The organism is Pseudomonas sp. LB-090624, from assembly GCF_003205205.1.
Taxonomy (GTDB): domain Bacteria; phylum Pseudomonadota; class Gammaproteobacteria; order Pseudomonadales; family Pseudomonadaceae; genus Aquipseudomonas.
Genome location: NZ_QJRL01000017.1, coordinates 67,325 through 89,721 on the forward strand (window position 1 = coordinate 67,325; position 22,397 = coordinate 89,721).

The window sequence follows — 22,397 nt, forward strand, 5'->3', positions numbered from 1 at the left end:
CCAAACCCTCGTTCCAGCCCTTGTCCATCGGCCATGTTGCTTTTTGTCGCAGTCTTTTCTGAGGCAATTGTTCCCATCATCTTCAAATGCGCCGCGTTAACGGCTAGTCTCGCAAGCATCCATATGCCGTAGTCTTCCACCCAGAATGAGCCGGCCATGACTGATCTGTCCCGTACGCATGGATTCGCCAGTCAGGCCCTGGGCCTGCTGGACGGGCGTTTCTTCCGGCCGCCCCTGCCGGATGGCCATGTGCCGCGCGTGCGCTTGTGCCAGCGGCTGAATGCCGGTTTGGGCGGGCGCCTGCTGCTGGTCAATGCGCCGGCAGGTTTTGGTAAAAGCTCCTTGGCCATCGAATTCTGCGAAGCACTGCCCGAGCACTGGCGCAGCCTGTGGCTGGGCCTGAGCCAGCGCGATGCCGACCCTGGACGCTTCCTCGAGCGGCTGCTCGAAGGCCTGCAACAGTACTGCCCGGCACTTGGCGGCCAGGCCATGGGCCTGCTGAAGATGCGCCAGCGCCACCAGCCGTTCGCCTTCGAAGAATGGCTCGACGGCCTGCTCGACGAGCTGGCGCTTTACCTGCAAGCCGATACGCCCTTGCTGCTGGTGCTGGACGACTATCACTTGGCCCAGGGGCCGGTACTTGACCGGTGCCTGCAGTTCTTCCTCAATCACTTGCCTCCCGGCCTGGTGTTGCTGGTCACTAGCCGACAACGTCCAGACTGGCACCTGGCGCGCCTGCGCCTGTCACGGCAACTGGTCGAGCTCAACGAACAGGAACTGCGCCTCACCCCCGAGGAGTCTTTGGCGGTAATCGGCCGCCAGCCCACCGGGCTGCGTGGCCAGGCGCTTGATAACCTGATCCAGCGCAGCGACGGCTGGGTGGCCGGGCTGCGCTTCTGGCAGCTGGCGGCCAGCGACAGCGCTGACGAACAGGCCTTGCCCCAGGCGCTGCACGGTGGCGAGGGCCTGATCCGCGACTACCTGCTCGAAGAAGTCATCGACATGCTACCCGCGGATGTACAGGCCTTCCTGTACGAAACCGCCTGCCAGGAGCGCTTCTGTGCCTCGCTGTGCGACGCCGTGCGCGGCGCTCACGACAGCGCCGCGATCCTGCGCTTCCTGCAGGCGCACCAGGTGTTCCTGGTGCCGCTGGACGAGCATGGTCAATGGTTCCGTTATCACCACTTGTTCTCCGACTTGCTGCGCAGCCGCCAGGCCAGCGAACCACTGGCCGGCCTGCACCTGCGCGCGTGCCGCTGGTTCGAAGCCCAGGGGCTGCTGGACGAGGCGGTGGAGCAGGCGCTGCGTGCCGGCCACCTCGATGTCGCCGCCGACCTGGTGCAGAGCCTGTCCGAGGAACAACTGCTGGCCGAACAGAACGTCGGCATGCTGCTGCGCTGGAAGATGGACCTGCCCGACAGCCTGTTGATCAGTACGCCGCGGTTGATCGTGCTGTACAGCTGGGCGTTGGGCCTGGCTTGTCAGCTGGACGCGGCCGAAGAGCTGGCCGGTTACCTCAGCCGCTTCCTGCCCGCGCCCTCGGCGACCGCGCAAAAGTCGATGCTGGCGCAGTGGCTGGCACTGAGCGGGGTCATCGCCCGTGGCCGGGGTGACCGCGAGCGCACCCTGGCCTATTGCGGCGAAGCGTTGCAGAGCTTGCCGAGCAAGCGTTATGGCCAACGCCTGGTGTGTTTGTCGACACTGTCCAACCTGGCCATTGCCGATGGCGACTTCTGGCGCGCACGCGGGTGGAATCGTGAGGCGCTGGAGCTGGCTCAGCGGGTTGGCAACCCGTTGTTCGAGGCGTTGGCCCATTACGACCGCGCACGGGTGCTACACGCCCGTGGCGAAGTGCTGCGCGCCCTGGACGAAGTGCGCCAAGGCTTGCAGCGCCTGCAAGGGCTTTCGGCGCAGCGCCTGTATGCCGTGCGCGCACGCCTGACGCTGTATGAAGGCTACCTGCTGGTCTCGCGCCTGCAACCGGCCCAAGGCCGTGCACGCTTGCGCGCAGGGCTGGGTGAGGCGCGGGCCTGTCGGGATATCAGCGTGCTTATCGGCCATTGCGTGATTGCCACGCTCGATGGCCGGGAAGGGCACTTTGCCGAGGCTTTTGCCGAGCTGGCCGAGGCTGAGCGGCTGATGCACATCTGGGACGTGCCGCCGGTCTATTACTTGGCCATGATCACCTTGGTCAAATGCGAACTGTGGTTGGCCCAGGGCCGCACCGACCTGGCCGAGTCGTGGCTGCTACGCCTGGGCCAGACCTATGGCGGTGAGCAGCCGGCGGCAGCGCCAGAGTTTCACCCGCTGCTGCCGCTGCACATTGCCTTGCAACAAGCGTTGCTCGAGCGTGTTCAGTCACGTCGTGATGACGCCGTCAAACGCCTGGTTGGCCTGGCCGAGCATGGCCAGGCCAGTGGCGGCATGATGCTTGCCGTCAGTGCTCTGAGCCAATGGCTGGTGTTGTTGCTGGACGAAGGCCGGCACGGCCAGGCGGCGCAATTGTTGCCACCGCTGCTGGAGGCAGCTCGCGGCGGTGTGCTGCAGCCCTTCCAGGCGCTGTTGGAAAAGCACCCGCAATGGCTTCACGAGCAGCTGCAGTCAGGAAGCCATTGCCCGGTTCAGGCAGAACTGCTCAAACGCCTGCCGCCACTGCCAAGTGCGGGCGCCGGGACCGGTGAGGCGTTGAGCGGTCGCGAACTGGCTGTGCTCGAGCTGATCGCCCAAGGTTGCTCCAACCAGCAGATCAGCGAGCGCCTGTTCATTTCCCTGCACACGGTAAAAACCCACGCCAGCCATATCAACAGCAAGCTGGGCGTGGAGCGGCGTACCCAGGCGGTGGCCAAGGCCAAATCCCTGGGGCTGCTGGCTTGAAGCTGGCCCCGTAGTTCATTGCCCGCTAAAGTGATGGCGTGAGGCCATGGTTTGTGGCCGGCAATGCTCTACCCCTCATCTTTCCCGACCGGCTGCCGATACAGCGATCGGTGGCATCGCCTCGCGCGATTTTTCAATCATTCCAAGGCAGGTCGTGTTGATGCTGCAGTACGGGCAAAAGAGCTTTCTGATCGTCGACGATTTTACCGACTTTCGCACGTCGACCCGTTCCATGTTGCGTGAGTTGGGGGTGCGCGACGTTGACACCGCCGACAGCGGCGAGCAGGCGCTGCGCATGTGCGCGCAAAAGCGCTATGACGTCATCCTGCAGGACTTCCACCTCGGCGACGGCAAGAAGAACGGCCAGCAGGTGCTGGAAGACCTGATCATCGACAAGCACATCAGCCATGAGTGCGTGTTCATCATGGTCACGGCCGAGAGCAGCCAGGCCATTGTCCTTAGCGCCATCGAGCACGAGCCCGACGCCTACCTGACCAAGCCATTCAACCGGGTTGGCCTGGCCCAGCGTGTCGAGAAACTGTTCCAGCGCAAGACACTGCTCAAGCCGATCCTGCAGGCGCTCGACCGCCACCGCCCGGGCGAAGTGCTGGCGGCTTGCGCCGAGCTGTGCAAGAGGGACCCGCGCCTGGCCCCGCTGTGCCTGCGTTACCGGGCCGATGCCTTGCGCAACCTCAACCGTTTCGAGGAGCTGGAAAAATTCCTCAAGGCGATCCTGGCCAGCCGCCCGCAGCCGTGGGTTTACGCGGCCTTGGGGGCGCTGATGCACAAGCGTGGCCAGAATGCCCAGGCCCAGGGCGTGTACGAACAGGCACTCAAGGCGTTTCCGATCATGCCGAGCCTTTACGACGGCATGGCCGAAGTCCTGGTAGCCCAGGGTGAAACCAAACGCGCCCAGAGCCTGCTTGAAGAGGCCGTGCGCCTGTCGCCGCTGTCGGTGCGCCGGCAATCGACGCTGGGCAAGCTGGCGCTGGAAAACGAAGATTTCGAGAGTGCCTCGAAAGCGTTCCGCCATGCGGTGAACCAAGGGCAGAGCTCGCGCTACAAGGATGCCGAGAACAACCTTGGCCTGGTGCAGGCGCTGATGAGCAAGAATGCGGGCTTTGGCCTCGACGCCCGAACCCGGGTCGAGATCAACACCACGCTCAGCGAAGTGGCCAAGGAAAACCCCGAGGATCAGGGCTTGCAGGTACGTGCGCGGATGATGAAAGCCGCCAGCCTGTTGCAGGCCGGTGACCCGGAAACGGCGGCCAAGCTGACCGAGCAGGCGATTCAGCGCCTGGACAAGATGAACCAGTTCTTCTCGGTCGATTCAGCCCTGACCGTTGCCGCGCAATTGCAGGCGATGGGGCAGGAAGCTGCCGCGATCGGCGTGCTGAAAAGCTGTGTGGAAAGTTATGGCGATGACCCCAAGGTCATGGAAAGAGTGGGCAAGCTGACGGACGACCCCAGTGTGCTCAACGCCATCACCGAAGCGGTCACCCTCAATCGCCAGGGGGTGCGCAGTTACCAGGGAGGGCAGCTCGGCGAGGCGCTGCAACTGTTCCGCAAGGCACTGGGTTTACAGCCGAAGAACATCAGCATCGCCCTCAACACCGCCCAGGCGCTGCTGCGCATCGGTGGTGACGACCCTCAGCCCGCGATCATGCAGGAATGCCGCGACGCCTTGACCAGCGTGGCCGGTATCCCTGCCAGCGACAATCGCTATGACCGTTACCGCAAACTGCACATCCGAGTGTTCGGCGCATGACTCAAGACAATCAGGGGCTGGATTTTTCCACGGTGATCGCCTCCACCGTGCACGACCTCAAGAGTTCCCTGGCGGCGTTGATCCAGTCCCACAGCCAGTGGGTGCAACGCTTGCCCGAAGAGCTGCGCGGCGGTGCCGAGCAAGGGATGATTGAGCACGAGTTTCGTCACCTCAACGGCATGCTGGTGCAGTTGCTGGGTTTATACAAGCTGGGAGTGAACCAGCTGCCGGTGTGCCCGGACTACCATGAGCTGGATGATTTCATCGAAGCCCAGCTGGCAGCGCATGAGGAAGTGCTGAAGCACAACGATATCCTCGCCACGTGGCGCATCGATACCGACAACCCGCTGGGTTTCTTTGACCGCGAACTGGTGGCCTCGGTGATCGCCAACGTCATCACCAACGCCACCCGCTTCGCCGGGCATGCTTTGTTGATCACCATTGAAGAGGCTGACAACCAGCTGGCCATCTGCGTCAACGACGATGGCCCGGGTTATCCGCAGCGCATGCTCGAGCGCCAGGAGGAGTACATCCAGGGCATCGACTCGACCAGCGGCAGTACCGGCCTGGGGCTGTACTTCGCGGCGCGGATCGCGGCGCTGCATGAAAGCGGCGGTGTGCGCGGGCGGATCGAGATTTCCAATGGCGGGGCGCTTGGGGGCGGGTTGTTCAGGTTGTTCCTGCCTTGAGGTATTGGGTGCCTGTGAGATCGAGCGCCGCCCGCGCGGCGCATCGCGAGCTGCGCTCGCTCCCTTGGCGTATGGCGCGATATCGCGTCGTAAAACAAGGCGGTCGCGCGCGCCTGTCACAGGCATAACTGGCCCGAAACAAATGTAGGAGCGAGCGCAGCTCGCGATGCGCCGCGCGGGCGGCGCTCGATCTCACAGGCGCCACTTCGCTCAAGCCATGAACCTCGTGCACCCACCCCATTTTCCTGTCAGGCTCGTAGCAGAACCCAGCGTTACCTGCGAGAACACCATGACCCAAACCCCGTCTGCACTCATCCGCGAAACCTTTCCGGTAGGCCCTTTGCAATGCAACTGCACGCTGATCGGCGACCCGCTGACCAAAAAGGCCATCGTCGTCGACCCGGGCGGTGACCCGGACAAGATCCTCGCCCGCCTGCAGGCCCACGGTCTTACGCTGGTGAGCATCATTCACACACACGCGCACTTCGATCATTTTCTGGCCTCGGGCAAGCTCAAGGCGCTGACCGGCGCCACCTTGCACCTGCACAAGGACGACCAGGCGCTGTGGGACAACCTGGAAATGCAGTGCCAGATGTTCGGCGTGCCCTACACCCCAGTACCGTCCCCCGACCGTTGGCTGGCCGATGACGAAGAACTGGCCTGCGGCTGCGGCGTGGCATTGCATACTCCAGGGCACACCCCGGGCTCGATGAGCTTCTGGTTCGCCGATGCCAAGCTGCTGATCGCCGGTGACACCCTGTTCCGTCGCGGCATTGGCCGCACCGACCTGTGGGGGGGCGACCAGCGGGCGATCGTGCGTTCCATCAAGGAGCGGCTTTACCGGCTGGACGAGGAGGCCGTCGTGGTGACCGGCCACGGGCCCGATACCCGGTTGGGTGACGAAATGCGCGAGAACCCCTTCGTGCGTGCCTGATGGCACATGAAGGCACTTTCATGGAATTTTTCGTTGCCGACGCAATCCAAGGCTGGCATAGATCCCTTTATGATCTGCCGCATTCATGAATTCAGTAGGAGCTTGTCCATGTTCACCATGCGTCGTCTGATTATCGTCGCAACTGCCGCTGCCCTGATGACCGGCTGTGCCGGCCAGAATCCCTACGACAACCAGGGCCAGGCGCAGGGCTCCACCGGGATGAGCAAGACCGCCAAGTATGGTGGCCTGGGCGCGTTGGCCGGCGCCATCGCGGGTGCCGCCATCGACCACAACAACCGTGGCAAGGGGGCACTCATCGGTGCCGCTGCAGTGGGTGCTGCCGCTGCTGGTTACGGCTACTACGCCGACAAGCAGGAAGCCGAACTGCGCGCGCAGATGGCCAACACTGGCGTGGAAGTGCAACGCCAGGGTGACCAGATCAAGCTGATCATGCCGGGCAACATCACCTTCGCCACCGACTCGGCCAACATCGCCCCAAGCTTCTACTCGCCGCTGAACAACCTGGCTGGCTCGTTCAAGCAGTTCAACCAGAACACCATCGAAGTGGTCGGCTTCACCGACAGCACTGGCAGCCGCCAACACAACATGGACCTGTCCCAGCGCCGTGCGCAGGCGGTCAGCACCTACCTGACCTCGCAGGGTGTGGATGCCTCGCGTATTTCTGTACGTGGCATGGGCCCGGACCAGCCGATCGCCAGCAACGCTGACGCCAATGGCCGTGCGCAGAACCGCCGGGTGGAAGTGAACCTGAAGCCGATTCCGGGTCAGCAGTATGACCAGCAGCAAGGCCAGGTTCAGCAGTATCCGTGATTGACCGCCAGGGGCTGCAACGCAGCCCCTGCTTCCTAGCGCGCTACGCTGGCCTGAATCGCCGTCAGGGCAATGGTATGCACGATATCGTCTACCTGCGCCCCTCGCGGCAAGTCGTTCACCGGCTTGCGCAACCCCTGCAGCATCGGCCCCAGGCTGACCCCGTCAGCACTGCGCTGTACCGCCTTGTGTGTGGTATTGCCGGTATTCAGGTCGGGGAACACGAATACCGTGGCACGCCCGGCCACCGGGCTGCCTGGTGCCAGCTCCCGGGCAATTGCCGGGTTGGCCGCCGCGTCATATTGCAGAGGGCCGTCGATCAGTAGATCGTGCGCTGCGTTCTGTGCCAGGCGTGTCGCTTCGCGCACTTTCCCGACTTCCTCATCGCTGGCCGAATCGCTTGAGTAACTGATCATCGCCACCCGCGGCGCAATGCCGAAGGCCTGCGCCGATTCGGCGCTCTGCCGGGCAATTTCGGCCAGTTCGGCAGCGCTTGGGTGCGGGTTCATCACGCAGTCGCCGTACACCAGTACCTGCTCGGGGAACAGCATGAAGAACACCGACGACACCAGGCTCGAGCCCGGCGCAGTCTTGATCAACTGCAGGGCAGGGCGGATGGTGTTGGCAGTGGAGTGCACCAGCCCGGAAACCAGGCCGTCCACTTCGTCCAGGGCCAGCATCATGGTCCCGATCACCACCGGGTCTTCCAGTTGCTGCTCGGCCATCGGGGCGTTGAGGTTCTTGCTTTTGCGCAGCTCGACCATCGGTTCTACGTAGCGCCCGCGTATCAGCTCCGGGTCGAGGATTTCCAGGCCCGGCGGCAAGGTAATGCCTTGGGCGCGTGCCACGGCATCCACATCTTCGGGCTTGGCCAGCAGCACGCAACGGGCAATGCCTCGGGCCTGGCAGATGGCTGCCGCCTGAACCAGCAAAGGCTCGGCCCCCTCAGGCAGGACGATACGCTTGTTCGCTTGCTGCGCGCGCTGGATCAACTGGTAGCGGAATACCGCCGGCGACAGCCGCAGTTCGCGCGGTGTGCCGCAGCGTTGGTGCAACCAGGCCGCGTCGAGGTGGCTGGCGACAAAGTCGGTAATGAATTCGGCGCGCTCGCGGTCATCCACCGGAATTTCGCGGTTCAGCGAGTTGAGCTGGTTGGCGGTGTCGTACGAGCCGGTACTTACCGACAGGATAGGCAGCCCGGCCTGTAGCGCGCCACGGCACAGGCCAAGGATACGTGCGTCAGGCTTGCTGTCGCTGGTCAGCAGCAGGCCGGCCAGTGGCACACCATTGATTGCTGCCAGGCTGACGGCAAGGATGATGTCGTCGCGATCACCCGGGGTTACGACCAAGGTGCCTGACGTGAGCAGCGGTACGGTGTTGGCCACCGTGCGGGCGCAGATGATGATCTTGCTCATGCGCCGCTGCTCGTAGTCGCCGGCATTGAGCACCTGGGCGCCAAGCAGGTCGGCCACGTCACGGGTGCGCGGGGCGTTCAGCTCGGGCTGGTAGGGGATACAGCCCAGCAGTTGGAAATCATTGCCACGCAGCAGCGGCGAGTGCTCGCGCAGGCGGGTGGCGAAGTCCGCCATGCTTTCCTCGGTACGCACCTTGTTGAGAATCACCCCGAGCACTTTCGGATCGCGTGGGCCGCCGAACAACTGGGCCTGCAGTTCGACCCGGCCGGACAGCTCGCTGAGCACTTCATTTTCCGGGGCTGAAACCAGGATTACCTCGGCATCCAGGCTCTTGGCCAAGTGCAGGTTGACCCGTGCCGCATAGCTGGCGTGGCGCGTTGGCACCATCCCCTCGACCACCACCACGTCATTGCCGACGCAGGCTTGCTGGTACAGGCGGATGATTTCTTCAAGCAGTTCGTCCAGCTGGCCGTCGCCGAGCATGCGCTCGACATGGGCCAGGCTCAGCGGCACGGGGGGCTTGATGCCATGGGTGCGGGCGACCAGTTCGGTGGAGCGCTCCGGGCCGGTGTCACCCGGGTGGGGCTGGGCGATCGGCTTGAAGAAGCCGACCTTCAGGCCGGCACGCTCAAGGGTGCGCACCAGGCCCAGGCTGATCGAAGTCAGGCCGACACCAAAGTCGGTCGGCGCAATGAAAAATGTCTGCATGCGTGCTTCTCGAAATAAGCGGTGCAAGAAATTAACGGCCAAGGGTAGCGCTATCGGCCCCTTGTGCGCACCAGCCGCAAGCGAAAGGCTGGCCGATGTGCTGCGCGCGCTGGGCCGGGTCGAGCACCCATGGGCGTGCCTGCCACGGCGGCTGGTGGCGCAGGTGCTGGGTATGGCCACAGGACAGTTCGGCCACCCAATGGCCTTCTTCGTCCTGATGAAAGCCGGTGATCCGACTGATGGGCCGTTGCTCGTCCGCGGTGCGTTCGCAATCGGACGATGGCTTGGTTACACTTGTGCGCTCTACATTCTTTTGCAAAAGGTCTTGCCCCATGCTGATCGCCGCCAACAAGGCTGTCTCCATCGACTATACCCTGACCAACGACGCCGGGGAGACCATCGACAGCTCCGCCGGTGGTGCCCCGCTGGTTTACCTGCACGGTGCCGGCAACATCATCCCGGGCCTGGAAAAAGCCCTGGAAGGCAAGCAGGCTGGTGACGAGCTGAACGTTTCCATCGAGCCGGAAGACGCCTACGGCGAATACCTGGCCGAGCTGGTCAGCACCCTGAACCGTAGCCTGTTCGAAGGCGTCGACGAACTGGAAGTGGGCATGCAGTTCCACGCTTCGGCGCCGGACGGCCAGATGCAGATCGTCACCATCCGCGACATCGACGGCGACGACGTCACCGTTGATGGCAACCACCCGCTGGCCGGCCAGCGCCTGACCTTCCAGGTCAAGGTCGTGAACGTGCGTGACGCCAGCGACGAAGAAATCGCTCACCGTCACATCCACGGTGAAGGTGGCCATCACCACTGATTTTCTGCGCTAAGCTCAGAAAGTCGCCAGGCGCTCGGGCAAGCCGATTTGCCTTCCTACGGGAGGGGGACGGTTTGGACGAGCGCCTTTTTAGTGGGCGGAATTCGCCGACGCGGCAACCGGGAACCTGAGAGGGGATGTCATCATGAGTGCATTTCACGAGCTGAAGCTGGACGCGCTGAACGGCGGAGAGCTACCTCTGGCACCGTTCAAGGGCCAAGTGGTGCTGGTGGTCAACGTTGCCTCCAAGTGTGGTCTTACGCCGCAATACAAAGCCCTGGAACACCTCTACCAGGCGTACAAGGACAAGGGCTTCAATGTGCTTGGCTTGCCGTGCAACCAGTTTGCCGGGCAGGAGCCGGGTAGCGAGAAGGAAATCCAGGACTTCTGCAGCCTCAACTACGGGGTGAGCTTCCCGCTGGGGGGCAAGCTGGAGGTCAACGGGCCGCAGCGCCATTCGCTGTATCGCCTGTTGGCGGGTGAGGGGGCCGAGTTTCCGGGCGACATCACCTGGAACTTCGAGAAGTTTCTGGTTGGCAAGGACGGCCGGGTATTGGCGCGTTTCTCACCTCGCACCGCGCCGGATGACCCGGTGGTGGTGCAGGCAATCGAGAAAGCGCTAGCCTGAAGAACGCCTGTCGGGATGCTTTGGGCACCTGTGAGATCGAGCGCCGCCTGCGCGGCACCTATCTCACAGGCGCTGCAAAAATTGCCCAGAACGCCCAGCCGCAGCACCAGGTTGCCGGCAGGCGCCGTCCAGGTACCCCTCGAACTGCTCGACAATTGCCCCCCAGCCTTGACGGCTGGCATGCTGCCGCGCATTCAGGCGAACCCGGCGCAACGTTTCCTCATCTTCCAGCAGCCAGCAGGCCGCATCGATGAACGCTGCCTGGTCACCCGGCATCGCTAGTGCACCACTGTGCCCATGGCGAATATGCTGTGCGGCCGCGGCTTCGTCATAAGCGATTACTGCCAACCCGGAGGCCATGCCCTCGAGTACCACATTACCGAAGGTTTCGGTCAGGCTCGGAAACAGGAACAGGTCCCCGCTGGCATAGTGCTCAGCCAGAACCTCGCCGCGCTGGGCGCCACAGAACACCGCGTCTGGCAGCAGTCGTTGAAGGGCGGCGCGCTGTGGGCCGTCACCGACCAGAATCAGGCGCAGGCGCTTCTGTGGATAAGCCTTCTGCAACGCCTCGAGGCAGGGGCGCAGCAGGCCAAGGTTTTTTTCCACTGCCAACCGCCCCACGTGCAGCACGGCGATATCATCCGTGCTTAACCCCCAGCCTTCGCGCAATGCCTGGCTGCGCCGGGCCGGGTTGAACAGGCAGGCGTCCACCCCCCGGGCGAGCAGTTCCAGGCGCTCGAAACCACGACGTTCCAGTTCCAGGCGCTGGCTGGCGCTGGGCACCAGGGTGACCGCTGTTCGGCGATGGAACCAGCGCAGGTAGTGGGTAAGGAGGCGCGCCAGCAAACCCAGGCCGTACTGGCCGGAATACTGCGGAAAGTTGGTATGGAAGCCGCTGACGACAGGGATCCCAAGGCGCCTGGCCGCGCGCAGGGCGCTGAACCCCAGCGGCCCCTCGGTGGCGATGTACAGTACATCTGGCCGTTGCCGGCGCCAGCGGCGCAACAGCGTCCGTATCGACACCTCGCCCCATTGCAAGCCGGGGTATCCCGGCAGTGCCCAGCCACGGCACAGCATGAGGTGGGGGTCATTGTGCACCGGCCCTTCGCCGGGTTGGCGCGGGCGCACCACTTCGATCTGGTGGCCGCGTTGACGCAGGCCTTCGCCGAGGCGGCCAAGGGTGTTGGCCACGCCGTTGATTTCGGGTGGGAAGGTTTCGCTGACCAAGGTAATGCGCAGGGCGGGTGTATTCATGACAAAAAGTTTCCGCCTGCTCGATTGCGTCACTGTGACGGCTCTGTGACGCGCAGATGACAGCTGACCGGCGTCGCTGGTGGATTTGCGAATATTTATCGGCACTGTACTCAAGAAGGTGTCACCGGCAGCCGATGAAGATGCATTCGACTACCGATGCGCTCCAGGAGAGCGGTGATGTTCAACAACAAGCTCAAGCAAGAAATCCGGCAGCTGCGCGAAGACCTGATGTCCATCGAACAGGTCAAGAGCAGCCTCGACAGCGAGATGCTGGTTCTGCAACTCGACCCACAGGGACGGATCGAGATGGTCAACGGCAATTTCGAGAGCGAGATGCTCTACCGTGCCGAACAATTGCTTGGACGCAACATAGAGGACATCGTCCCGGGCCATGTCAAGTCGCTGGATTTCTACCAGCGCATGAAAACCGCGATCAGCCGCGGCGAGCACCTGAACGGCGCGTTCCGCCTGCTGCGTGGCAATGGCCAGGAAGCCTGGCTGCGCTCGATTCTGCAGCCGGTCAAGGACAGTGAGGGGCGCATCAAGTACTTCACCCTGCATTCCAGCGACCTCACCCGCACCATCGAGACCTCGCGCGAGCACGAAAGCCTGATCAAGGCGCTGATGCGTTCTACGGCGGTGATCGAGTTCGACCTCGACGGCACCATCCTCACCGCCAACGAGCGCTTCCTGACCAGTGTCGGTTACCGCCTGGAGCAGATCCGCGGCAAGCACCACCGTATGTTCTGCGAGCCGGAAGAGTCCAACTCGGTTGGCTACCAGGCATTCTGGGACAAGCTGCGTCGAGGCGAGTACGTTGCCGACCGCTTCAAGCGCATTGATGCCCATGGCCGGGTAATCTGGCTGGAAGCTTCGTACAACCCGATCTTCGATGCCCACGACGTGCTGTACAAGGTGGTCAAGTTCGCGACCGTGATTACCGACCAGGTCAATCAGGAGCAAGCGGTAGCCGAGGCGGCAGATGTTGCCTACAACACCTCGCTGGGGACTGATGCCAGCGCACGCAAGGCCACCGATGTAGTGACCCAGAGCGTCAGCGTGATGCGTGGCCTGGAGGCCTCCATGCAAGAGGCGGCCGAAGGCATTCAGGCGCTGGATACCCAGTCGCGGGTGATCGGTTCGATCATCAAGACCATCAGTGATATTGCCGGGCAGACCAACCTGCTGGCCTTGAACGCCGCCATTGAAGCGGCCCGCGCGGGCGAACAGGGGCGCGGCTTTGCCGTGGTCGCCGACGAAGTGCGCCAGCTGGCCTCACGCACCAGCACCGCCACCGAGGAAATCGCCCGGGTAGTGCAGCAGAACTCGCAGCTGGCGCAGGCGGCGGTGGCGATCATCGACACCAGCAAGCGTCAGGCCGAACAGGGGCTGGCGCTGGCGGATGAGACGGGCAACGTGATTGTCGAGATCCAGGACGGGGCGAAGCGGGTAGTGGATGTGGTGGGGCAGTTTTCCAGCCGGTTGGGGCAATAAGCCCCAACCCAGGCAGGCTCCGCGTTTTCCGTGAGCGGCCTTATGCCGTGATAGGGCCGCAGGATTTCAGCACTGACGCACTGGGTGTTGGGGCCGCGTTGCGGCCCTGTCACGACACCGGGCCGCCCCCACAGTGACCGGGCGTGGCAAGCGTGATGTGCAACCTGCCGTGAGAGATCAGTTGCGCTCGCGCACCCAGAACAACGTGGCCCCGGCCACTGCCGCCGGCATCATCAGCACGTTCACCCCCGGGATAAGCAACGCCAGGTAGGTAATCCCGCCAAAGCCCAGCGACTGCCAGCGCTTCTGCCGCAGCCAGGCGAGCATGTCCTGCCAGCTCATCTTGTTGTTGTCCGCCGGGTAGTCGATGTACTGGATGGCCATCATCCACACGCCGAAGATCAGCCACAGCGGCGCTGCTACCACGTTGACCACCGGGATCAGCGACAGGATGAACAGGCCGATGGCGCGTGGCAGGAAGTAGCCCAGCTTGCGCATTTCGCGGCTGAAGGTACGCGGCACCATGGCCACAAGCTCGCCCCAGCTGAAGGCGGGGAAGTTGTCTTCGCCACGGACCACCACCTCGACCTTTTCCGCCAGGAACCCGTTGAATGGCGCGGCAATGATGTTAGCCACCAGGGTGAACGTAAAGAACACCATCAGCACCAGAAGGGCGACGAACAGTGGCCAGAGTATGTAGCTGAGGAAGCTCAACCAGTCTGGCAATGTTGGCATCAGGGCATCCAGCCACACGGCGAACTCGTGGCCGGCGAAGTAGACCAGGCCACCGAACAGCAACAGGTTCACCGCCAGCGGCAGCAGCACGAACAACCGCAGGTTGGGGCTCAGCACCAGTTTCAGGCCTTCGCGCAGGTATTGGGGGCCAGAGAGGACAGGGGCTTGCATCGAGACACTCCGCAGAGAAGGAAAACGCGCTGACCTTACCGAGTTTGGCGCGCCGACGAAAGGCGGGTAGCGGGTGGGAAACGGCCTGTAACAAAAGCGCCAGCAGCTTGGCTATCGATGAAATCGCAGCATAGACGATGCCTATGAGGTGGATTGTCTAAGGATATTTCCTTAATCTTTGCGACCTCGCTACAGTGCGCTCAACTTTCCGCTTTCCGGGCCTGCGCGTTGTAGCCTTCCCCAAGTGCTGCGTGGGTCCTTTTTAATTTTCCAGCTGGCGCCGCCGGTATCGGATACCGGCCCGCTCGACAGGAGTTCGACATGTCCGAAGTACGTCATTCGCGCGTCATCATTCTTGGTTCCGGCCCTGCCGGTTACAGCGCCGCGGTGTATGCCGCACGTGCCAACCTCAAGCCGCTGCTGATCACCGGCATGCAGGCCGGCGGCCAGCTGACCACCACCACCGAAGTGGATAACTGGCCGGGTGACCCCCACGGCCTGACCGGCCCGGCACTGATGCAGCGCATGCAAGAGCATGCCGAGCGCTTTGAAACTGAAATCGTCTTCGACCACATCAATGCCGTCGACCTGGCCAACAAGCCGTTCACCCTGCAGGGTGACAGCGGCAAGTACACCTGCGACGCGCTTATCATCGCCACTGGCGCCAGCGCTCGCTACCTGGGCCTGCCGTCGGAAGAAACCTTCATGGGCAAGGGTGTTTCGGCCTGCGCCACCTGCGACGGTTTCTTCTACCGCAACAAGCCGGTCGCTGTGGTGGGTGGTGGCAACACTGCCGTCGAAGAAGCGCTGTACCTGGCCAACATCGCCAGCAAGGTGACCCTGGTACACCGCCGCGAGACCTTCCGCGCCGAGAAGATCCTGGTCGACAAGCTGAACGCCCGCGTGGCCGAAGGCAAGATCGAGCTCAAGCTCAACGCCACCCTGGACGAAGTGCTGGGTGACAACATGGGCGTAACCGGTGCGCGCCTGAAGAACAACGACGGCAGCAGCGACGAAATCAAGGTCGACGGCGTGTTCATCGCCATTGGCCACACCCCGAACACTTCGCTGTTCGAAGGCCAGCTGACCCTGAAGGACGGTTACCTGGTGGTGAATGGTGGCCGCGAAGGCAATGCCACCGCCACCAACGTCGAGGGTGTTTTCGCTGCCGGCGATGTGGCCGACCACGTTTATCGCCAGGCCATTACCTCGGCCGGTGCCGGCTGCATGGCAGCGCTGGACGTCGAGCGCTACCTGGACGGGCTGGCCAACGCCTCGTTCTGATCCAGCGGGGCGCAGAGCGCCCCCCATCAAAAAACCGGCTCTGAAGCCGGTTTTTTGTTGCCCGCAATCAGCTTACAGGCTCAAGCGCATCGACAAATCGACCGCCTTCACATCCTTGGTCATCGCGCCTATCGAGATGTAGTCCACACCTGTCTCGGCAATTACCCGCAAGGTGGTCTCGTTGACCCCGCCACTGGCCTCCAGCTTGGCCTTGCCGGCAGTGATCCGCACCGCTTCGCGCATTTCATCCAGGCTCAGCTCATCAAGCATGATGATGTCCGCGCCAGCGGCCAGTGCCTCGCGCAGCTCGTCCAGGCTCTCTACCTCGATTTCCACAGGCTTGCCCGGCGCGATGCGGTGCGCCGCAGCCACCGCCTCGGCCACTCCGCCGCTGGCCGCAATGTGGTTTTCCTTGATCAGGAAGGCGTCGTACAGGCCAATGCGGTGGTTGTCACAGCCACCACAGGTAACCGCGTATTTTTGCGCCAGGCGCAGGCCTGGCAAGGTCTTGCGGGTGTCCAGCAAGCGTACCTGGGTGCCTTCCACAAGGTCGGCGAGGAAGCGTGCACGGGTGGCGACCCCCGACAGCATCTGCAGGAAGTTCAGCGCGCTGCGTTCACCACTGAGCAGGGAACGGGCCGGGCCTTCGAGGTGGAACAGCGGCTGATTGGCTGTGGCCCGTTCGCCGTCAGCCACTTGCCAGTGCACTGCCACCCGCGGATCGAGCTGGCGGAACACGGCATCCACCCAGGCGGTGCCGGCGACCACGCAGTCTTCGCGAGTGATGATGGTCGCCTTGGCCAGGCGCTCGGCCGGGATCAACTGCGCGGTGATATCGCCACTGCCGATGTCCTCCAACAGCGCGCGGCGCACGTTGGCTTCAATTTCAGCGGTCAGGTCGGCAAGGCGTAGGTTCGGCATGGTCGGCTCCACAAGCTAGATGCCCGCGATTATAGGGCAGGGGGCTTGTGTGTACAGCCGCCTTGGCGATGACCTTTGGTCGGGCGCTGCGAGCAACCGGGGGAAATCACGGTCTTTAACCAGCCCGTGAAACGGCGCTGGCAGCTGTGCGAATTTTTCCCGATAATAGCGACCAGTATTTGGCGTCATAGCTTTGACGATCTTCAGCCCCTCCGGGCGAGACACCCTGCAAGGAGTCCAGGATGCATAAAGAAGGCAAGGTGGTGCCCTTGGTGGCGGCCATCGACCGAGGCGGGCGTGCGCCCCTGCCTTGCCTTCCGGTGTTGCTGCTGCAAGTGCGCGACAAGGCCGCCCTGCAGTTGCGCCAGGGTTTGCAGGACTTGTTCGATAACGCCGACGACACCCTTTTCGAAATGGCCGACAAGGCCTTCGACCGCGGTGACCAGAACTTGTATTTCGAAGCCATGCGCGACCTGCGCCTGAAGCGTAAAAGCATCGAGCGTGGCTTTCTGGATACCTTCTACGACACCTTTGCCCGCATCGGCCAGGCCGACCTGCTGGCGCCTCTGGTCGACCCTGTGAGCTCCCGCACCAAGGGCCAGATAGAGCGGGCCGCCGCTGTCGAAGGCATGGTGGCGCGGGTGCTGTCACGCGATGGCATTGCCTTGCAGCAACTGGGTTTGCGCTTGCAGGTGTTGCTCGACCGCCCTGTGTTCGAGCAATACAACCCGCTGGGGCCTGCCGCGTTATGTGACTACTTCCTCGACGCCGGGCGCAGCCTGGGGGTTGGCCTGCGGGTCAAGCTGGTGCTGCTGAAGCTGTTCGAGCGCTATGTGCTACGCGATGCCGATGTGATCTACGGCGAAGCCAACCAGTTGCTGGCTGCTGCCGGGGTTCTGCCAGAGCTGCAACCGGCACCGCGCAGGCGTGCCGAAGACCGGCGCATGCCTGCACGACGAGGGCCGGTGCAGCTTGGTCAGGAGGTGGACGCGGATGCGGCAGGGCAGGCGTTCTTTGCCTCGTTGCAAACCCTGCTCGCCCCGCTGCGCGGGCAGTTTGCCCCACGCTTGCAGGCGGTGGCTGCCGCGCAGCCGATCAGTAGCGCAGACCTGCTCAGGCTGCTGTCGCATCTGCAGCGTTATGCGCCTGCCAGCCACGAGGCCGATGATTTCGACCTCGGCCAGCAGCTGGAGCAACTGCTGTTGCGGGTCAGCGTGCGCAGCGGCACACGCCGGCGCCTGTCCGTGGCCGACGAAGACATGATCAACCTGGTTGGCCTGCTGTTCGCCTTCATCCACAACGACGACAACCTGCCGGCCAGCCTGCGGGCGTTGATTGCGCATCTGCATATCCCGCTGCTCAAGGTGGCATTGCTGGACAAGGGGCTGTTCAGCCGGTCCAGCCACCCGGCGCGCCGTCTGCTCAACGAAATCGCCGGTGCGGCGATTGGCTGGGAATGCGGTGGCGAAGGCCTACGTGACAGCCTGCATTTGCGGGTACAGCGTATTGTTCAGCGCCTGCTCAATGATTTTGCCGAGGATGCCAGCCTGTTCACCGAGCTGCTGGAGGACTTCCTCGCCTTCAACCAGGACGAGCGGCGGCGCAACGAGTTGCTAGAGCAGCGCACCCGCGATGCTGAAGAAGGCCGTGCCCGGGCGTTGCAAGCCCGGCAGCAGGTTCAGCAAGTACTCAACCAGCGCCTGCGCGGCAGGGTGTTGCCGCAGGTGGTGGTGCAGATGCTGGTACAGGCCTGGAGCCAGGTGCTGCTGCTGGCATGGCTCAAGCAGAGCGAAGCCTCGCAAGCCTGGCAGGATGCTCTGCAGGCAATGGACACACTACTGGCCAGCATCACCCCAACCCATGAGCCGCAAGCCTTGTTGCAGCAGGTGCCCGGCTTGCTCAAGGCGTTGCGTGATGGCCTGGCCAGCGTGGCGCTGGACTCGCAAGCCACCCGGGAGTTTTTCCTGCAACTGGAGCAATTGCACCTGCGTGCCTGCGCGGGTGCCGCGCAGCAGCCGGGGGGCGAGAGCCAACCCTCGAGCGACGTGCTGGTGGCCGAGGAAATCGTGCTGGCCATCGCCGAAGAACCTGCCTGCGCACCGCTGCGGATCGACGACGGCCAGGCTGGGGCGCTGCGCCAGGCCCAACGCCTGCGTATCGGCACCTGGGTTGAGGTATTCGATGAAGGCGAACCGTTGCGTTGCAAGTTGGTAGCGCGTATTGCCGCCAGCGACCGGCTGGTATTCGCCAACCGCACCGGCATGAAGGTGCGCGAGTGGAGCAGTACCAGCCTGGCCAAAGCCCTGCAACGCAACGAAGTTCGCGTACTGGATGACGGGTTGCTGTTCGAGCGGGCGCTGGAAGCGGTGCTCGACGGCTTGCGCACGTAGCCGCGCTTGCATGGCGTAGGCCCGCGCAGGTGGCGATCCCGTGGCCGCAGCCGGGGCCGACGACCGCGAGGTCTGTTTCGCGGGCACACCGATCCTGCCAGGGTTGCTCGCATTACAATCATTCACATGCACAGCGCCGTGGCCGCAGGGCATACTGTGGCTCTGTTCACGGCGCTTTCAGGATTTGCCCCATGCAATTGGACCGTGCCACTGGCTGGTTCCACGGAACTGGAATCACCCACTGCCCTTCGCCAAACTTCAATGCTCGCCCCGAAGGCGAATCGATTTCCCTGCTGGTGATCCACAACATCAGCCTGCCGCCGGCCTGCTTCGGTACCGGCAAGGTGCAGCAGTTCTTCCAGAACCGCCTGGACCCCGACGAACACCCGTACTTCGCCAGCATCAACCACTTGACCGTGTCGGCGCACCTGTTTGTCGAGCGTGACGGCGCAGTGACCCAGTTCGTTTCGTTGCGCGACCGCGCCTGGCACGCGGGTGTGTCTTGCTTCGACGGGCGTGAAGGCTGCAACGACTTTTCCATCGGCATCGAACTGGAAGGCACCGACGACCAGCCCTATACCGATGCCCAGTACACCGTGCTGGAGCAACTCACCCGGCACATCCGCAGCGCCTGGCCGGCCATCGACCTGGGCCGCATCCAGGGCCATAGCGACATTGCCCCGCAGCGCAAGAGCGACCCCGGCCCGGCGTTCGACTGGCCGCGCTACCGCCAGGCGCTGCAGCACAACGAGGACAAGGCATGAGTTTTCTGGTGTTGTTGCTGGCGCTGTGGGTCGAAAAATTCTCGGCCTTGCGTCATCAGGTGCAGCGCGACGGGTTCTTCCTTGGCGAGCTGGTGCGGCTGGAGCGCAGCGGCAAGGTTCACCCGTGGTGGACGCTGGCCATCCTGGTGCTGGCCCCGGTAGCTCTACTGGTGTTGCTGCTGCATGTACTGGAGCCTGTGGCCTACGGTTTGCTGGCCCTGCCGGTGCACCTGCTGGTGCTGGTCTACAGCCTCGGCCGTGGCGATGCCAAGGCTTCGCTGGGCCCGTTCCGTGATGCCTGGCGGCGCGGTGATGACCAGGCGGCGCTGCATGTGGCCGAGCGTGATCTGGGCCTGGCGGCCGATGAGCCGCACAGCCTGCTGGTGCGGGTGCAGGGCAACTTGTTGTGGCAGGTGTACCAGGGCTTTTTTGCGGTGATCTTCTGGTATTTCGTGTTGGGCCCAGGGGCGGCACTGGCCTATCGGCTGCTGGCACTATGCGGTGAACACAGCAAGCAGCCGGCGCTGAAGGCGCGGGCCGAGCAGCTGCGGCACGTCATGGACTGGCTCCCGGTGCGGGCACTGGCATTGAGCTTTGCCCTGGTGGGCAACTTCCTGGCGGTGACGCGGGTGATGCTGCACGAAGTGCTCAACTGGCATATCAGCGCTGCGCACCTGGTGGCCCGGGTCGGGCGCATTGCCGATGACATTCCTGAAGAAGAAGACAGCCAGCGCGGGTTGGGGCGTCTGGACAGCCTGTGGGAGCTGCTGCTGCGCTGTGCGGTGTTGTGGTATGCCGGGTTTGCGCTGTGGACGGTGTTGGTCTGAAGCCATTCAAGGGCTGCTTCGCGGATTGCCCGCGAAGCAGCCCTTGAAGACGGAGCGTTTTCAGCTACCAGCCAAAGACCTCGCAGGCATTGCGACTGCTGGCGTCTGCCAGCGCGCCAACCTCCACCCCCATCACCTGAGCCAGGGCTTCGGCAATCTCCGGCAGGTGCTCGGGGCTGTTCCTCACCCTCGGGTACATCACCGGCGCCATGTCGGGTGAGTCTGTCTCCAGCACCACGCTGTCCAGCGGTAGCCGCGCCAGGGTCTTGCGCAGCCGTAGCGCTTGCGGCCAGGTCGCCGCACCGCCCAGGCCGAGCCGAAAACCCAGCTTGATGTATTCGCGGGCCTCCTCATAACTGCCGGCGAACGCATGGATCACGCCCGCCCGCACCGGCTTGTAGCGCTTCAGCGTGGCGATCACCTGGGCATGGCTGCGGCGCACATGCAGCAGCGCCGGCAGCTCGAAGTCGCAGGCCATCTGCAGCTGTGCTTCGAACAGCGCCTGCTGGCGTGTTTTGTCCAGGCTATCGAGGTAGTAGTCCAGACCAAACTCGCCCACGGCGCATAGCCGCGGGTCTGCGCGCAGGCGCTCCAACCACTCGCGCAGCTGCGTCAGATGCTCGGGCCGATGCTGGTCGAGGTAGACCGGGTGCAGGCCCAGCGCGGCGAACACGCACGGCTCGGTACAGGCCAGCTCCCACACCCGCTGGAAGTTCGTCTGGTAAACCCCCAATACCACCATCCGCTCCACCCCGCGTGCCGCCGCGCTGGCCAGTAGGCGTGGGCGGTCGCCGTCGAAGTCGGGGAAGTCCAGGTGAGTGTGGGTGTCGATCAGGCGCATGTTCAGGCCGCTGGAAGGCGTTGCTTGAACGTTCGGCCAACGGCATGCACGCCTGGTTCGTAGCGTTTTTCCTCGATGGCGGCCAGCGCCAGCTCCAGTGCGATGGCGGCGATCTGGCCGTGCTGCTGGGCCATGGCATTGACCGGCAGCGGCAGGAAATCGAGCAACTGGTTGTCGCCGAAGGTGCCCAATCGTAGCTGGCGGGAGTCGGCGGGGCGCGCCTGCAGGGTATCGAACACCCCCTGCAGCAGCACGTACGAGGTGGTCACCAGGGCATCCGGCAAGCCGCCCAGATCGTCGATAAGTTGCTGCATCAGGCGCTGGCCACATTCACGGCTGAACGCTTCGCCTTGGTAGCGGCGGACTTCGCCGGCATAGCCTTGCAGGGCTTCGTCGAAACCACCGGCACGCGCCTGGCTGACCGACAGCTCGGGGCGGGCGCCGATCAGGGCGATGCTGCGTGGCGCGGCGCAGAGCAGGCTGGCGGCCAGTTGGCGGCTGGCGTCGCGGTCATCGCTGATCACCGAGCAGAAGTGTGCAGGGTCCAGGCGGCGGTCGATGGCGATCACCGGCAGGCCCTTGGCCTGTAGCTCGCGATAGCTGTCATCCCCCGGTGGCAGGCAGCTGGCAACGAACAGTGCATCGCAGCGGCGTGCACGGAACAGTTGCTGCAACTGGCGTTCGCTGTCTGGCTGGTCGTCGCTGCTGGCGATCAGCAGCTGGTAGCCACGGGCGCGGGCGCCTTGCTCCAGTTGCTTGGCAATGCGGGCGTAGCTGGGGTTCTCCAGATCCGGGAGAATGAAGCCCAGGGTGCGGGTATGCCGGCTGCGCAGGCCAGCAGCTTGCGGGTTGGGGGTGAAGCCATGGGCCTCGACCACCGCGCGTACCCGCTCGACAGTGCTGTTGCTGATGCGCTGCTGTTCAGCCTTGCCATTGATGACGTAGCTGGCAGTGGTCACGGACACACCGGCCAGACGGGCGATATCGCTGAGTTTCACCGAATTTTCCTTGTTATTACCGGGGCTGGCTGTAAAGCGGACCGGATAGTTTG

At 63.7% G+C, this 22,397-nt stretch carries 18 protein-coding genes and 2 pseudogenes; 13 read left to right on the top strand and 7 right to left on the bottom strand.

Translation table 11 applies throughout. The features are described 5' to 3' along the window. Nucleotides 1–156 precede the first annotated feature (156 nt). The 5 genes from DMX11_RS16750 to DMX11_RS16770 all read left to right on the top strand — a co-directional run bounded on the left by DMX11_RS16750 (nt 157) and on the right by DMX11_RS16770 (nt 7,096). Nucleotides 157–2,874 carry a LuxR C-terminal-related transcriptional regulator gene (locus DMX11_RS16750; protein ID WP_110745515.1) on the top strand — a complete coding sequence of 906 codons (2,718 nt, stop codon included), beginning with the start codon at nt 157–159 and terminating at the stop codon, nt 2,872–2,874. Between the two features lie 160 nt (nt 2,875–3,034). Then, on the top strand, nt 3,035–4,642 hold the full coding sequence (locus DMX11_RS16755) for a tetratricopeptide repeat-containing response regulator (RefSeq protein ID WP_110745516.1): 1,608 nt from the start codon (nt 3,035–3,037) through the stop codon (nt 4,640–4,642). Then, complete coding sequence (locus DMX11_RS16760; protein ID WP_110745517.1) at nt 4,639–5,331, top strand: sensor histidine kinase KdpD; 693 nt, start codon at nt 4,639–4,641, stop codon at nt 5,329–5,331. The genes DMX11_RS16755 and DMX11_RS16760 overlap by 4 nt, the downstream gene beginning before the upstream one ends. Before the next feature lie 289 nt (nt 5,332–5,620). Further along, nucleotides 5,621–6,265, top strand: a complete 645-nt coding sequence (locus tag DMX11_RS16765) for an MBL fold metallo-hydrolase (protein ID WP_110745518.1) — start codon at nt 5,621–5,623, stop codon at nt 6,263–6,265. 108 nt (nt 6,266–6,373) lie between these two features. Beyond that, entirely contained in the window at nt 6,374–7,096 is a 723-nt protein-coding gene (locus DMX11_RS16770; RefSeq protein ID WP_016501466.1) for an OmpA family protein, read from the top strand. Nucleotides 7,097–7,131: 35 nt separating this feature from the next. Here DMX11_RS16770 and pta read toward each other — a convergent pair whose 3' ends face one another. Beyond that, nucleotides 7,132–9,219, bottom strand: a complete 2,088-nt coding sequence (gene pta / locus DMX11_RS16775) for a phosphate acetyltransferase (protein ID WP_110745519.1) — start codon at nt 9,217–9,219, stop codon at nt 7,132–7,134. Between the two features lie 31 nt (nt 9,220–9,250). Beyond that, a complete protein-coding gene (locus tag DMX11_RS16780; RefSeq protein ID WP_041166374.1) occupies nt 9,251–9,553 on the bottom strand; it encodes a DUF3565 domain-containing protein in 303 nt (100 codons plus the stop codon). On the opposite strand from DMX11_RS16780, the gene DMX11_RS16785 reads away from it, so the two are divergent. Both DMX11_RS16785 and DMX11_RS16790 read left to right on the top strand, forming a co-directional pair. Next, a complete protein-coding gene (locus DMX11_RS16785) occupies nt 9,552–10,037 on the top strand; it encodes a peptidylprolyl isomerase (RefSeq protein ID WP_003259610.1) in 486 nt (161 codons plus the stop codon). The two genes, DMX11_RS16780 and DMX11_RS16785, sit on opposite strands and share 2 nt — an antisense overlap. Before the next feature lie 145 nt (nt 10,038–10,182). Further along, a complete protein-coding gene (locus tag DMX11_RS16790) occupies nt 10,183–10,665 on the top strand; it encodes a glutathione peroxidase (protein ID WP_110745520.1) in 483 nt (160 codons plus the stop codon). Nucleotides 10,666–10,728: 63 nt separating this feature from the next. On the opposite strand, the gene DMX11_RS16795 is transcribed toward DMX11_RS16790, so the two are convergent. Continuing rightward, nucleotides 10,729–11,919, bottom strand: a complete 1,191-nt coding sequence (locus DMX11_RS16795; RefSeq protein ID WP_110745521.1) for a glycosyltransferase family 1 protein — start codon at nt 11,917–11,919, stop codon at nt 10,729–10,731. A 306-nt stretch (nt 11,920–12,225) separates the two neighbouring features. On the opposite strand from DMX11_RS16795, the pseudogene DMX11_RS26490 reads away from it, so the two are divergent. Both DMX11_RS26490 and DMX11_RS26495 read left to right on the top strand, forming a co-directional pair. Further along, nucleotides 12,226–12,825: pseudogene (locus DMX11_RS26490) on the top strand (PAS domain-containing protein); the annotation flags it as partial. 228 nt (nt 12,826–13,053) lie between these two features. Continuing rightward, a pseudogene (locus DMX11_RS26495) lies at nt 13,054–13,413 on the top strand (methyl-accepting chemotaxis protein); the annotation flags it as partial. Between the two features lie 177 nt (nt 13,414–13,590). On the opposite strand, the gene cysZ reads toward DMX11_RS26495, so the two are convergent. Continuing rightward, nucleotides 13,591–14,319: a sulfate transporter CysZ gene (cysZ, locus tag DMX11_RS16805; protein WP_110745523.1), complete on the bottom strand. Its 729-nt coding sequence runs from the start codon at nt 14,317–14,319 to the stop codon at nt 13,591–13,593. Nucleotides 14,320–14,640: 321 nt separating this feature from the next. Here cysZ and trxB point away from each other — a divergent pair, with 321 nt between their 5' ends. Then, nucleotides 14,641–15,603: a thioredoxin-disulfide reductase gene (trxB, locus tag DMX11_RS16810; protein WP_003247318.1), complete on the top strand. Its 963-nt coding sequence runs from the start codon at nt 14,641–14,643 to the stop codon at nt 15,601–15,603. A 72-nt stretch (nt 15,604–15,675) separates the two neighbouring features. On the opposite strand, the gene nadC is transcribed toward trxB, so the two are convergent. Further along, nucleotides 15,676–16,524 carry a carboxylating nicotinate-nucleotide diphosphorylase gene (nadC, locus tag DMX11_RS16815; RefSeq protein ID WP_110745524.1) on the bottom strand — a complete coding sequence of 283 codons (849 nt, stop codon included), beginning with the start codon at nt 16,522–16,524 and terminating at the stop codon, nt 15,676–15,678. A gap of 242 nt (nt 16,525–16,766) precedes the next feature. Here nadC and DMX11_RS16820 point away from each other — a divergent pair, with 242 nt between their 5' ends. The 3 genes from DMX11_RS16820 to ampE all read left to right on the top strand — a co-directional run bounded on the left by DMX11_RS16820 (nt 16,767) and on the right by ampE (nt 20,505). Beyond that, complete coding sequence (locus DMX11_RS16820) at nt 16,767–18,914, top strand: DUF1631 domain-containing protein (RefSeq protein ID WP_110745525.1); 2,148 nt, start codon at nt 16,767–16,769, stop codon at nt 18,912–18,914. Between the two features lie 191 nt (nt 18,915–19,105). After that, on the top strand, nt 19,106–19,678 hold the full coding sequence (ampD, locus tag DMX11_RS16825) for a 1,6-anhydro-N-acetylmuramyl-L-alanine amidase AmpD (RefSeq protein WP_110745526.1): 573 nt from the start codon (nt 19,106–19,108) through the stop codon (nt 19,676–19,678). Then, nucleotides 19,675–20,505 carry a regulatory signaling modulator protein AmpE gene (gene ampE / locus DMX11_RS16830; RefSeq protein WP_110745527.1) on the top strand — a complete coding sequence of 277 codons (831 nt, stop codon included), beginning with the start codon at nt 19,675–19,677 and terminating at the stop codon, nt 20,503–20,505. The genes ampD and ampE overlap by 4 nt, the downstream gene beginning before the upstream one ends. A 64-nt stretch (nt 20,506–20,569) precedes the next feature. On the opposite strand, the gene DMX11_RS16835 is transcribed toward ampE, so the two are convergent. Both DMX11_RS16835 and cra read right to left on the bottom strand, forming a co-directional pair. Continuing rightward, nucleotides 20,570–21,346: a TatD family hydrolase gene (locus DMX11_RS16835; RefSeq protein ID WP_110745528.1), complete on the bottom strand. Its 777-nt coding sequence runs from the start codon at nt 21,344–21,346 to the stop codon at nt 20,570–20,572. Between the two features lie 2 nt (nt 21,347–21,348). Further along, nucleotides 21,349–22,344 carry a catabolite repressor/activator gene (cra, locus tag DMX11_RS16840; RefSeq protein WP_110745529.1) on the bottom strand — a complete coding sequence of 332 codons (996 nt, stop codon included), beginning with the start codon at nt 22,342–22,344 and terminating at the stop codon, nt 21,349–21,351. Between the last annotated feature and the right edge of the window lie 53 nt (nt 22,345–22,397).